A 12314-nucleotide genomic window follows, 5' to 3' on the forward strand; every position below is an offset into this window, starting at 1 on the left:
CCGCATGCGATGCGGGGAAAGTCCCCTTCAGCTCCGGTCGTCAGCTCCGGGCGTGCGCGTCCAGGATGTGCGCGACCGCCTCGGTGACCCGCTGCGCGAAGTCGATGTTCAGCCACTCGTCCGGCACGTGGATGTTCGAGTCCGGCCCGCAGGCGCCGGTGACCACGAACTGCGCGTCCGGGTACTTCTCGCCGAGCAGCCCCATGAACGGGATCGACCCGCCCATGCCGAAGCTCTTGTGCGGCTCACCGAAGACCTCGCCGCTCACGTGGTGCAGGACCTCGTCGAGCCACGGCGCGGTGTCCGGGGCGTTCCAGCCGTTCTCGGCCTGGAACCCGCCGAGCTCGACCGAAGCGTCGTAAGGCACGTCGGTGGTGAGCACGCGGCGGACGGCCTCCATCGCGGCCTTCGCGTTCGCGGTCGGCGGGAGACGGAAGCTCAGGGTGAGCGTGGTGCTGTCGCGCAGCACGTTGCCCGCGTCGGCCGGGAGCGGGAAGCCCTCCGCGCCGATCACCGAAAGCGTCGGCCGCCACGAGTTGTTGAGCAGCAGTTCGAGGTCGTCGTCGGACACCGGCCGGCCGACCACCGGGAACAGCGTCTTCGCCGCGCCGGGCGCGATCTCGACGACACCGCGGGCCTCGTCGACGCGGTTCTCCGGGATGTCGACGCTCAGCTCGGCGAGCTTGATCTCGCCGGTCTCGGCGTTCTCGATCCGGTCGATCAGCGCGCGCAGGACGCGGAACGAACTCGCCACGATGCCGCTGGCCATACCGGAGTGCTGCGCGGATTCGAGCACCTTCACGGTGACGTTGACGTGCAACATGCCGCGCAGGCTGGTGGTCAGCCACAGGCGCTTGTAGTCGGTGCCGCCTGCGTCGAGGCAGACGACCAGCGTGACCTCGCCGAGCTTCTCCTTCAAGTGCTCGACGTAAGCGGGAAGGTCCGGGCTGCCGGACTCCTCACCGGTCTCCAGCAGCACGACCGCGCGGGAGTGCTCGCCACCGGAGGCGCGCACGGCCTCGATCGCCGTCGTCGCCGCGTAACCCGAGTAGCCGTCGTCGACCGCGCCGCGGCCGTACAGCCTGCCGTCGCGGATCACCGGCATCCACGGGTCGAGCCCCTCGGACCAGCCACCGACCGGAGGCTGCTTGTCGAGGTGCCCGTACATCAGCACGGTGCCCTTCTCGGCCGCTTCGGATGTCGCCGGGATGTCGACGACCAGCAGCGGGCTGCGGCCTTCGAGTTCCACGACCTCGAGCGTCGCGCCGGGGATCTCCCGGGCGGCGATCCAGGAGCGGACGTGCTCGACGGCGGCGGCCAGGTGCCCGGTCTTCGCCCACTCGGGGTCGAACGCCGGCGACAAGGCGGGGATCGCCACCAGGCCGGACAGGCTGGGAAGGACTTCGTCGGTCCAGTTCGAAACCACGGTTTCGCGTACGGATTTCTGCTCCACGTCCGCCATCCTGCCACGACGCCGGCGGCGTGTGATGGATCACAACGGCGGGCACGGATCGTCATCGATCAAGCCGGACAGGACACCCGTCCGGGTCCGCCGTCCGCTGGTCGGCCCGCGAGTGAAACCCCTACTTTCGGCGGCCCCACACTCGGGCTTCCTAGCATTTTCCCTGATCAGACACCGTTTCTCAGCAACAAATCAGCATCCTGCCCTGACCAAAACGGCGTCCGGCATGCCAGGATGTGCGCACGAACCGTCAACGCCGATGGTGACCCAGCGCTTCAGATCCGACGCGCTGGTCCCCGCCGGCGCAGTCACTGTGGCCGCCACAAGTGGCCGCCAGAGGCGCCGACATCAAGGAGAGCAGCGCATGCCGTCCGAACACTGGACGCACCCGGAACCTGGAGACGGTCCCGCCGCCGTAGCGGCGCAACCTTCTCCCGAACAGGTGATCGCCGGTTTGCGAGCAACGAGCGAAGGTGGCGCTGAGCTGACTCAGCTGCTCACCCCCGAAGGCGAACGGGTCTCCTCGCCGCAATTCGACCGCTACGTCGACGACATCGACGCCGAAGCCCTCAAGGGCCTGTACCGCGACATGGTCCTGGTCCGCCGCGCGGACCGTGAGGCCAACGCGATGCAGCGCCAGGGCCAGCTCGGCATCTGGGTGCCGCTGCTCGGGCAGGAAGCCGCGCAGATCGGCTCCGGCCGCGCGCTGCGGAAGGGGGACATGGCGTTCCCCAGCTACCGCGAGCACGGTGTCGCGTACGCCCGCGGCGTCGACCTCAAAGAGGTGCTCGGCATCTTCCGCTGCACCGACCACAGCGGCTGGGACTACAAGGCCCACGGCTTCCACCCGTACACCATCGTGATCGGCAACCAGGTGCTCAACGCCGCCGGGTACGCGATGGGCCAGAAGTTCGAAGGCAAGGTCGGCGACGACGACAGCGAAGCGACCATTTGTTACTTCGGTGACGGAGCGACTTCGCAGGGCGACGTGCACGAAGGCTTCGTCTGGGCCGCCGTCTACGACGCGCCGCTCGTGTTCTTCTGCCAGAACAACCAGTGGGCGATCTCGGAGCCCACCGAACGCCAGTCCCGGCTGCCGCTGTACCAGCGCGCCCGCGGCTACGGCTTCCCCGGCATCCGCGTGGACGGCAACGACGTCCTCGCCTGCCTCGCGGTCTCCCGCTGGGCGCTGGAGGAGTGCCGTCACGGCAACGGCCCGGTGCTGATCGAGGCGTTCACCTACCGGATGGACGCGCACACCACCACCGACGACCCCACCCGCTACCGGCTCTCGGACGAGCTGGAGGAGTGGAAGCTGAAGGACCCGATCGAGCGCGTCCGGGCGTACCTCGCCCGCGGTGGCGGCGCCGACCAGGCGTTCTTCGACCAGGTGCAGGCCGATTCGGACGCCTTCGCGGCCGAGCTGCGCGAGTACTGCTTCAACATGCCCGAACCGCCGCCGGACCGGATCTTCTCCAACGTGTACGCGGAGTCCACGCCGCTGCTGGACGCGCAGCGCGAAGAGTTCCTGTCCTACATGGACGGTTTCGTCGGGGCGGGTGAGCACTGAAATGGCGGATCTCCAGAAACTCACCATCGGCAAGGCCCTCAACCTCGGCCTCCGGCGCGCCATGGAAGAGGACCCGAAGGTCCTGATCATGGGTGAGGACGTCGGCAAGCTCGGCGGCGTCTTCCGCATCACCGACGGCCTCCAGAAGGACTTCGGCGAGCAACGCGTCCTGGACACGCCGCTCGCGGAATCGGGCATCATCGGCACCGCGGTCGGCCTGGCCGTCCGCGGATTCCGCCCGGTGTGCGAGATCCAGTTCGAGGGCTTCATCTTCCCGGGCTTCGACCAGATCTCCAGCCAGGTCGCGAAGCTGCACTACCGGACGCAGGGCAAGATCAAGATGCCCATCGTCATCCGGGTGCCGTTCGGCGGCGGCATCGGCGCGGTCGAGCACCACTCGGAGTCGCCGGAATCGCTGTTCGCGCACATCCCCGGTCTCAAGGTCGTGTCGGTTTCGAACGCCGTCGACGCCTACTGGGGCATCCAGCAGGCGATCAAGTCCGACGACCCGATCCTGTTCTTCGAGCCCAAGAAGCTGTACCACTCGGGCGCGATGAAGTCCGAGGTCGACGTCGAGGCCACGCCGGACCAGCTGTTCAAGTCCCGCGTCGTCCGCGAAGGCACGACGGCCACCGTCGTCGCGTACGGCCCTTCGGTGAAGGTCGCGCTCGACGCGGCGGCCGCCGCCGAGGACGAGGGCAAGTCGCTGGAGGTCATCGACCTGCGGACGCTGTCCCCGCTCGACCTGGAGCCGGTGTTCGAGTCGGTGCGCAAGACCGGACGGCTCATCGCGCTGAGCGAGGCGCCGTCGGAGTCGTCGCTGACCTCGGAGATCGCCGCGCGCGTGCAGCAGGAATGCTTCTACTCGCTGGAAGCCCCCGTGCTGCGGGTGACCGGATTCGACACGCCGTACCCGCCTGCCAAGCTCGAGGAGCACTACCTCCCCGACCTGGACCGGGTGCTGCACACCGTCGACCGTTCGCTCGCCTGGTAAGGGGGAAGTTCCTGAAATGCCCGAGTACAAACACTTCCCCCTCGCCGACACGGCGGAGGGGCTGACCGAGGCCGACATCATCGCCTGGCAGGTCAAGCCGGGTGACACCGTGACGGTGAACCAGATCGTCGTCGAGGTCGAGACCGCGAAGGCCGCCGTCGAACTGCCCATCCCGTGGGCGGGTGTGGTCACCGAACTGCTCGTCGAACCGGGTCAGACGGTGGAGGTCGGCGCGCCGATCCTCACCATCGACGTCGACCCGGGCGGCAAGGCGGCCCCGGCACCCACTACCGCCACTACCGCCCCGGCCGCGGAAGAGCCGGCGGAAGAGGAGATGAAGCCGCTGGTCGGCTACGGCTCCAAGGCCGTCGTCACGCAGCGGCGGGCACGCAAGGGCGCTGCCGCTCCTGCTCCCGTGGCCGCCGCTCCTGCTCCGGTGGCTGTGGCGCCCGCGCCCGCCAAGCCGAAGGGCGGGTACGTCCCGCTCGCGAAGCCGCCGGTGCGGAAGCTCGCCAAGGATCTCGGCGTCGACCTGCACGCGCTCACCGGCACCGCCGACGGCGGCGTCATCACCCGTGACGACGTCCACGCGGCCGCCAACGGTTCCGCCGCACCCGCGGTTTCGCCGTCCACTGTGGACAGCGGCTACGACCCGGCGACGCGGGAACGCCGCGTGCCGATCAAGGGCGTCCGCAAGGCCACCGCCGCCGCGATGGTGCAGAGCGCCTACACCGCCCCGCACGTCACGGAGTTCCTCACCATCGACGTCACGCCGATGATGGAATTCCGGGAGAAGCTCAAGAAGTCGCGCGAGTTCGCCGGGGTCAAGGTCACCCCGCTGACCTTCGCGGCGAAGGCGGTCTGCCTGGCGGCCAAGCGCACTCCGGACGTCAACGCGGTGTGGGACGAGGCGGCGCAGGAGATCGTCTACAAGGACTACGTGCACCTCGGGATCGCCGCGGCCACTCCGCGCGGGCTCGTCGTGCCCAAGGTCCGCGACGCGGACGCGATGTCCCTCAAGGAACTCGCGATCGCGCTCACCGAGCTGACCGACGTCGCCCGCGAGGGCAAGACCACCCCGGCGGCCATGCTCGGCGGCACGATCACCATCACCAACGTCGGCGTCTTCGGCGTCGACACCGGTACGCCGATCATCAACCCCGGCGAGTCCGCGATCCTGTGCCTCGGCGCGATCAAGGACACCCCGTGGGTGGTCGACGGCGAGATCAAGGTGCGCAAGGTGCTCCAGCTTTCGCTGAGCTTCGACCACCGCGTGGTCGACGGGCAGCAGGGTTCGGAGTTCCTGGCCGACGTCGGCGCCCTGCTGGCCGACCCCGCGGTCGCGATCACCTACTGACCCAAAGTCCGTGAAGGCCTCCTTCACTACCTTGAGGGTAGTGAAGGAGGCCTTCACGGACTTCAGCCTTAATCGGTTGACGGAGTGAGCACTCACTCCGCACACTAGACGGCATGACGGAAACCCCGACCCGGCGGAGAGCGCCGGGAATGAGCCCCGAAGAGCGACGGAGGATGATCGTCCAGTCCGTGCTGCCCCTGATGGTGGAGCACGGCGCCGGCGTCACCACCAGCCAGATCGCCCGCGCGGCCGGCATCGGCGAGGGCACGGTCTTCCGGGTCTTCAAGGACAAGGACGAGCTCTTCGCCACCTGCTTCGCCGAAGCGCTGAAGCCCGACCAGGTACTCGACGCCATCGCGGTGATCGACCTCGAACAGCCCCTCGACGACAGGCTCGTCGAGGCGGCTGACGCGCTCAGCGCGCATCTCCAGCGGATGGGCGCGCTGATGGCGGTCATGCACGGCTCCGGCAGGCGGCCCGAGCATCGCCACGGTCCCGGCGACGGCCGGGACCGGCGCAAGGAGTCGATGACCGCGATGCGCGACGCCATGGCCGAGCTGTTCGAACCGGAGAAGGACCGCCTCCGGCTGCCCGCGACCCAGTTGGCCGCGCTCTTCCTTTCGCTGCTGTTCAGCGGCCGGATGCGGTTCGACGCCAACGGCGACGAGCCCACCACGATGGAACTCGTCGACGTGTTCCTCAACGGCGCTTTGGCGGCCACGTGATCGGCCCGCCCGGTGGGGGCGGCGGCATGGAACTGCTGCTGGCCAGGGGTGGCAGGCGACGCCGTCCGCCGTCGACGGTGCCCGACAGCGGGCTGACCGGCCCCGTCGACATCCCGGAACCCGAGCCCGAAGCCGTTCCGAAGGACCTGAAGTCCCGGCTCGGCCGCATGTGGGTCAACGTCGCGGGCACGGTCCGCGGCCTGCCCAAGGTCGCGAAACTGACCTGGCAGGCGAGCCCGTTCCTGACCATCACGATCACCTTGGTGACGCTGCTTTCCGGGCTGTTGCCGACGGCGACCGCGTACGTCGCGAAACTGCTGATCGACTCGGTGGTCGCGGCGATCCAGGGCCACGGCACCAAGGGCGCGATCGTGGGGGTCGCGCTGTTCCAGTTCGGTGTCCTCGTGCTCACCGCGCTCTCCCAGGCGCTGACCACCTACGGCCAGTCCCTGCTGCAGGAACGCATGACACTGACCATCCGCCACCAGGTGATGGAGCATTCGAGCAAGCTGCACCTGTCGTACTTCGAAGGATCCGCGTCCTACGACATGCTGCGCCAGGCCGCGCAGGAGGCGCCGACCCGGCCGCTGTCGATGATGAACTCGGCGCTGGGCCTGGTCCGGACGGCGATCACCTTCGGCAGCATGATCGCGCTGCTCGTCTCGATCAGCCCGCTGCTGGCGCTCGTCGCGCTGCTGGCCCCGATCCCCGCGTTCATCTCGCAGTCGAAGTACGGCGCCCGCGCTTTCTGGCTGAACTTGATGATGTCGCCGCTGAAACGGCGGATGGACTATCTGTCCTCTTTGGTCACCACGGACACCTATGCCAAGGAGACCAAGCTCTTCGGGCTCGGCCCGTACTTCGTCGACCGATTCCAGCGGCTCGGCCAGGTCTCCTACGACCGTCAGCGGAAACTGACCCGCAAGCGCAGCGTCAGCTCGACGTCGTGGGGACTGCTGAGCACCGCCGCCGGATCCGCGATCGCGCTGTACATCGCGCTGGAGGCCGTCGGCGGCAGGCTCACCCTCGGCGATCTCGCGCTGTATACGGCCGCCGCGGCTTCGGTGCAGACGTCCGTCCAGGGTCTGTTCACCGCGTTTTCCGGGATGTACGAGAACAATCTCTACCTCGACACGCTGTATCGCTTCCTCGGCACGAAACCGGAGATAGTCGCGCCGCCGGAACCGCGCCCTCTTCCGTCCACTGTGGAGGGACACATCAGGTTCGAGGAAGTGTCCTTCACCTATCCCGGGGCGGCCGAACCCGCGCTCGACGGTGTGAGTTTCGAGATCCGGCCCGGTGAGACGGTCGCCGTCGTCGGCCGGAACGGCGCCGGGAAGTCGACGCTGTTCAAACTGCTCTGCCGGCTGTACGACCCGACCGGCGGGCGGATCCTGCTCGACGACGTCGACATCCGCGAGTACGACCCGGTGGCTCTGCGACGGCAGATCAGCGCGATGTTCCAGGACTACGTCACCTACCAGGGCACCGCGGCCGAGAACATCGGGCTCGGCGACCTCACGCACCTCGTCGACCGCAAACGGATCGAGGCGTCGGCGAAGCGGGCCGGCGCCGACGAGCGGATCGAGCGCCTGCCCAGCGGATACGACAGCCCCCTCGGCCGATGGTTCGACCAGGGTGTGAGTCTCTCCGGCGGCGAATGGCAGAAGATCGCACTCGCGAGGGCGTTCCTGCGGGAGGCGCCGATCCTGATCCTCGACGAACCGACGTCCGCGCTGGACGCCCAGGCCGAGCACGACCTCTTCTCGCGCCTGCGGGAGCTTTCGGAGGGACGGACGACGCTGTACATCTCGCACCGGTTCTCCACCGTCCGGCAAGCGGAGCGGATCTTGTTGCTGGAGCACGGAAAGGTCGCCGAATACGGGACGCACGACGAGCTGATGGCGGCGAAGGCGGGCTACGCCGACCTGTTCACCCTGCAGGCCGCCGCGTACCTCGACGAAGCCGTCGGCTGACGATGCGGCGGGTCATGGTCGTCGGCTGCAGTGGCGCCGGGAAGTCGACGTTCTCGCGACGACTCGGCGCCGCGCTCGGCCTCCCCGTCACCCATCTCGACCGGCTCTACTGGCGACCGGGGTGGACGCCGGCGCCGGACGCCGAGTTCCACGCCGCGCAACAGGAGATCGTCGCGTCCGATTCCTGGGTGATCGACGGGAACTACGGGTCGTCGATGCATCTCCGGCTCCCGCGAGCGGACACGATCGTCTTCCTCGACTACCCGCGCCGCGTCTGCCTCCGGCGGGTGCTGATGCGGACCCTGCGCGAATTCGGCCAGGACAACCAGGCGCCCGGCTGCCCCGAAAGACTGGATCCGGAGTTCGGCCTCTACGTCTGGCGCTGGCCGAAGCACCACCGGGAGCGGACGGTGCGGCGACTCGCGGAACAAGGGGCGCACGCACGGCGGATCGTGCTGACCAGGCCGGGCGAGGCGGAGGAGTTCCTGCGCCGATTCGGTTGACCCAGGTCACCGTATCGGGGGTTCGGGAGCAAAACGGGCAAGCCGTACGTTGTCCGGGTATGGCTGTCGCGTTCCTGCTCTATGTCGTCGCCGAGATCGCCGCCGTGTGGGCGGTGGGCTCGGCCATCGGTGTGCTCGGCACGATCGCGCTGCTCTTCGCCGGTGCGTTCATCGGGTCCTGGCTCGCGCGCCGCGAAGGCGGCCGTGCCTTCCGGGCGTTCGCCGAGTCCGCGCGGCTCGGCCGCCCCGCCGACGCGGAGAAGGAACTCACCGACGGCATGCTGATCGGGCTCGGCGGCCTGCTGATCCTGCTGCCCGGTTTCGTCAGCGACGTCATCGGCCTGCTGTTCATCCTCCCGCCGACCCGCAGTGTCGCGCGCAAGGTCTGGCAGAAGCGGATGCAGCGCCGGGCGGTCAAGTTCGCCAACCGCGCCCGCGGGCCGGTGATGGTGGTGGACAGCGAGGTCGTCACGGACACGCCGCCCGCCGAGGCCGCCAGGAAGCAGCCGCCGGTGATCGAGGGCCGCATCGTCGAGGGCTAGGCGCAATCCCAGCTTAGACACTAGCTTCGCCACTAAACCCCAATGTCTAAGCTAGTGTCTAAGCTAGTGTCTAAGCTGGGATGGCGGCATGCTCTACGACGAACTCGCCGAGATCATCGCGAGCCTTCGCGACCTCGGCGGTGACCATGCCTTTGTCGAGGCCAAACGAGCCGAATCCAAGCTTCCGAGGAGCGTCCGCGAAACGCTCTCGGCTTTCGCCAACACCACCGGCGGAGTCCTGATCCTGGGCCTCGACGAATCCCAAGGGTTCGAGGCGACCGGAGTTCGCGACCCGGCGAAGATGGAAGCCGATCTGGCGGCGTTGTGCTCGGAAAACCTGGAGCCGCCGCTACGCCCGCTCATCGGGACTCACCGTTTCGAAGGCGCGGCCCTGGTGGTCGCGGAGATCCCTGAACTACCGCCGGGAAGCAAACCTTCGTACAACCGCGGCACAGGCATGAGCTTCGTCAGGGTCGCCGACGGGGATCGGAAGCTGAGCCCGTACGAAGTACAACTGATGATGGCGAACCGCGGTCAACCGCGGGATGACGAGCAACCCGTCGCGGGTACGAGCATCGCGAACCTCGACGACGCGCTGGTCGAAACTTTTCTGAGCCGCCTCCGCCGCCACCGGAGCAGGGCATTCGCGAACTTGGACACCACCGCGGCACTGCGGCGCGCGAAGGTTCTCGTCGGCACCGAGCTTTCCCTCGCGGGGCTGCTGGCACTGGGCGCCTACCCTCAGGAATTCTTCCCGCAGCTCATGCTGACTTTCGTGCACTACCCGACGAAATCGGGACCTGATCCACGAAACGGGACGCGGTTCATCGACAACGTCGCGGCCGAGGGGCCGATTCCGGCGATGGTGGACGAAGCGCTCATCGCTCTCCGTCGCAACATGAAACGGCGTTCCACCGTTCGCGGCGCCGGACGGGCCGAAACGTACGAGTACCCCGAGACCGCGCTACGAGAAGCAGTCGTGAACGCGCTGGTGCACCGCGACTACTCGGGCCCTTCCCACGGGACACAGGTGCAGGTCGAGATGTACCCCGATCGCCTGCTCATCCGTAACCCCGGCGGCCTCTACGGGTCGGTCCGCGAAGAGAACCTCGGCGTCGAAGGCACCTCCTCGGCGCGCAACGCGACGCTGCTGAAGATCCTCGAAGACACCCCGTTGCCCGGTTCGGATCGTCCTATCTGCGAAAACCGCGGCTCCGGGATCCCGGCGATGCTGGCCGCGATGCGCGACGCCAAGCTCAGTCCGCCTCGGTTCGCCGATGACATTTCCACCTTCACGGCGACCTTCCCGAACCACACATTGATGGGCGATGACGCGGTCCGTTGGATCGCTTCACTGGACGAGCACGGCCTCACCGACAGCCAATGCCACGGCCTCGCGATGCTGTTCCACGGGGAGACGCTCAACAACCAGGCCTATCGAAACGCCAACGACCTCGATTCGCGGGTGGCGACCGAAGAACTCGGTGATCTTGTCGCACGGGGACTTCTGGTCCCGGCCGGCGGTCGCCGGTACGCGCACTACTCCCTCGCCGAAGACGCGGCTCCCGCTCCCACGGACGGTCCGACACCTCCGAAACGTCGTGCCGACCGGCGTGAAGAGATCCTCGACGCGCTAGGCGACGACGAGGCGACACGCGCCGACCTGGTGGCGGCGACCGGACTGCACGACCGCACGATGACGCGATGGCTGACCGTCCTGCTCCGGCAAGGGCTGATCGAAGCGACCGAGCGGAATCTGCGGAGCCCCAACGTCCGTTATCGCCGTACGTCCAAGCGAACGCTCGACGAGCCAGGTGGCTAGCCCACGCTCGGCTTCGGAATGTCGAAGTACCCGCTGAACCGCACCGCCGGCGCGTACTCGCCCTTGACCTTCACCTTGCCGGTCACGAACATCGCCGCCACCGCCGCGTTGCCGGTCGCCATCCGGATGAAGTCGTCGACGGACAAGGTGATGGTGGTGTCCGGAGTGCGCGCGAGATCGGTACTCGAAACGCAGACGCCGTCTTCGATGACCGTCTGAAAACGATCGAAACCGTCTTCCCCGTCACCATCGGTGAAACGCCAGGCGACGACGAAGTCGACATGCCGTGCACGTTCGGGAGCGAAATGGTCCGACATTCTGCGGAAAATCTCGTCGAGGAACGCAGAACGCAGTTCCCGGTGATCCGCGATCGCCTTGAGTTGTTCTCGCGACGCGCGTTGCACGACGTCGACGAGCACCTCGGTCTCCAGTGAGCTCAGCTCGATGCCCGCACCGGTTTCGCCCAGCATGTGCAGGGTTTCCAGCACCTGCGTGAACTGCTCCGGGGTCAGTTTGGCGAGTTCGAGCTTCTCCGCGAAAGCGTTGATGACGTGCTCGCCCGCGGTGCGTGTCTTGTGCAGCCGCAACGGGCGGGAAAGGCGCACCTTGTCCCGCCAGCGCCGGTTCGGAGAATTTCGGGGCACGGCACGGAAGTGTATCTGCTCGGCCGGGTTCAGGACGGCTCGTGCGTTCTCGGAAGGTCGAAGAAACCGATCAGGCCCGCCGCGAATGCCAGGTCACCTTTTACTTTGATCTTTCCGGTGACGAATAGCACAGCCGGGGTCGCCTGATGGGTGATGAGCCGGAAGAAATCGACGGGCGCGATCGTGATCGTCACCCTCGACTTCTCCCGCATGTCCCGGTCGACCGTGCACTCGCCGTGCGAGATCACCGTCTCGTAGCGGTCGTAGCCGCCGGCACCGACGCCGCCGGAGAGCCGCCAGTGGACGACGGCGTGCAGCGACTTCGCCCGGTCCTGGCGGATGTGGGCGCCCATGCGGTCGAAGATCTCGCGCAGCACCCAATCGCGGAGCGGCCGTTCGGCGACGACGCTTTCGAGTTGCGTGCGCGAGGCGCGCGCGACGAGGTTCGCGAACCGGACCGGGTCGACCTTGCGGAGGTCGAACGCGGGCGCGGATTCCGCGAGCCGTCCCAGCGCGGTCAGCAGCCGCCGGACGTCGTCCTTGCCGAGGTCCTTCGGGTCGATGGCGCCCGCGACCTCGTTGACGTCGAGAGAGTGCGCCTCGGCCGAATCCGGCTCGATCCGTTCCAGCGCGTCGACCAGCGCGCGGCCGGTCAGCCCCACGATCTCGGTCATTTTCCCTCCAGCTCCAGCTACCAAGGCGTAAGGCTACCCGCCAGT

11 protein-coding genes are annotated in these 12314 nt (G+C 67.8%); 8 read left to right on the top strand and 3 right to left on the bottom strand.

Annotation, left to right across the window (positions count from 1 at the left end; all coding sequences use genetic code 11):
- Positions 1-40: 40 nt before the first annotated feature.
- Complete coding sequence (locus tag AB0N89_RS22500; protein WP_364207375.1) at positions 41-1453, bottom strand: M20/M25/M40 family metallo-hydrolase; 1413 nt, start codon at positions 1451-1453, stop codon at positions 41-43.
- Positions 1454-1826: 373 nt separating this feature from the next.
- Between AB0N89_RS22500 and pdhA the strand changes: the two genes are divergently transcribed.
- From pdhA to AB0N89_RS22540, 8 genes are all read left to right on the top strand, one after another.
- The gene (gene pdhA, locus AB0N89_RS22505) at positions 1827-3032 is read left to right on the top strand and encodes a pyruvate dehydrogenase (acetyl-transferring) E1 component subunit alpha (protein WP_364207377.1); all 1206 of its coding nucleotides are present in this window, start codon (positions 1827-1829) and stop codon (positions 3030-3032) included.
- Position 3033: 1 nt separating this feature from the next.
- Entirely contained in the window at positions 3034-4026 is a 993-nt protein-coding gene (locus AB0N89_RS22510; RefSeq protein ID WP_364207430.1) for an alpha-ketoacid dehydrogenase subunit beta, read from the top strand.
- Between the two features lie 16 nt (positions 4027-4042).
- A complete protein-coding gene (locus AB0N89_RS22515; protein ID WP_364207379.1) occupies positions 4043-5383 on the top strand; it encodes a dihydrolipoamide acetyltransferase family protein in 1341 nt (446 codons plus the stop codon).
- Positions 5384-5532: 149 nt separating this feature from the next.
- Positions 5533-6108 carry a TetR/AcrR family transcriptional regulator gene (locus tag AB0N89_RS22520; RefSeq protein ID WP_364207432.1) on the top strand — a complete coding sequence of 192 codons (576 nt, stop codon included), beginning with the start codon at positions 5533-5535 and terminating at the stop codon, positions 6106-6108.
- A gap of 26 nt (positions 6109-6134) precedes the next feature.
- Positions 6135-8084: an ABC transporter ATP-binding protein gene (locus AB0N89_RS22525; RefSeq protein WP_364207381.1), complete on the top strand. Its 1950-nt coding sequence runs from the start codon at positions 6135-6137 to the stop codon at positions 8082-8084.
- 2 nt (positions 8085-8086) lie between these two features.
- Positions 8087-8587, top strand: coding sequence for a DNA topology modulation protein FlaR (locus AB0N89_RS22530; protein ID WP_364207383.1), 501 nt, complete (start codon positions 8087-8089; stop codon positions 8585-8587).
- A gap of 59 nt (positions 8588-8646) precedes the next feature.
- Positions 8647-9129: an FxsA family protein gene (locus tag AB0N89_RS22535; protein WP_364207385.1), complete on the top strand. Its 483-nt coding sequence runs from the start codon at positions 8647-8649 to the stop codon at positions 9127-9129.
- An 88-nt stretch (positions 9130-9217) separates the two neighbouring features.
- On the top strand, positions 9218-10951 hold the full coding sequence (locus tag AB0N89_RS22540) for an ATP-binding protein (RefSeq protein WP_364207387.1): 1734 nt from the start codon (positions 9218-9220) through the stop codon (positions 10949-10951).
- On the opposite strand, the gene AB0N89_RS22545 is transcribed toward AB0N89_RS22540, so the two are convergent.
- Together AB0N89_RS22545 and AB0N89_RS22550 are read right to left on the bottom strand one after the other, a co-directional pair.
- Positions 10948-11538: an SCP2 sterol-binding domain-containing protein gene (locus AB0N89_RS22545; RefSeq protein ID WP_364207433.1), complete on the bottom strand. Its 591-nt coding sequence runs from the start codon at positions 11536-11538 to the stop codon at positions 10948-10950. The two genes, AB0N89_RS22540 and AB0N89_RS22545, sit on opposite strands and share 4 nt — an antisense overlap.
- Before the next feature lie 86 nt (positions 11539-11624).
- Positions 11625-12269, bottom strand: a complete 645-nt coding sequence (locus tag AB0N89_RS22550; RefSeq protein WP_364207389.1) for an SCP2 sterol-binding domain-containing protein — start codon at positions 12267-12269, stop codon at positions 11625-11627.
- Between the last annotated feature and the right edge of the window lie 45 nt (positions 12270-12314).

Origin of the sequence: Amycolatopsis sp. NPDC089917 (assembly GCF_040684635.1) — a bacterium.
Lineage (GTDB): Bacteria > Actinomycetota > Actinomycetes > Mycobacteriales > Pseudonocardiaceae > Amycolatopsis.

What these genes read in the sequence shown, in the direction of transcription:
- AB0N89_RS22550 (WP_364207389.1), bottom strand. Translation starts at nt 12,269, where the DNA reads ATGACCGAGATCGTGGGGCTGACCGGCCGCGCGCTGGTCGACGCGCTG.
- AB0N89_RS22540 (WP_364207387.1), top strand. Translation starts at nt 9,218, where the DNA reads ATGCTCTACGACGAACTCGCCGAGATCATCGCGAGCCTTCGCGACCTC.
- AB0N89_RS22515 (WP_364207379.1), top strand. Translation starts at nt 4,043, where the DNA reads ATGCCCGAGTACAAACACTTCCCCCTCGCCGACACGGCGGAGGGGCTG.
- AB0N89_RS22510 (WP_364207430.1), top strand. Translation starts at nt 3,034, where the DNA reads ATGGCGGATCTCCAGAAACTCACCATCGGCAAGGCCCTCAACCTCGGC.
- AB0N89_RS22520 (WP_364207432.1), top strand. Translation starts at nt 5,533, where the DNA reads ATGAGCCCCGAAGAGCGACGGAGGATGATCGTCCAGTCCGTGCTGCCC.
- pdhA (WP_364207377.1), top strand. Translation starts at nt 1,827, where the DNA reads ATGCCGTCCGAACACTGGACGCACCCGGAACCTGGAGACGGTCCCGCC.
- AB0N89_RS22530 (WP_364207383.1), top strand. Translation starts at nt 8,087, where the DNA reads ATGCGGCGGGTCATGGTCGTCGGCTGCAGTGGCGCCGGGAAGTCGACG.
- AB0N89_RS22525 (WP_364207381.1), top strand. Translation starts at nt 6,135, where the DNA reads ATGGAACTGCTGCTGGCCAGGGGTGGCAGGCGACGCCGTCCGCCGTCG.
- AB0N89_RS22535 (WP_364207385.1), top strand. Translation starts at nt 8,647, where the DNA reads ATGGCTGTCGCGTTCCTGCTCTATGTCGTCGCCGAGATCGCCGCCGTG.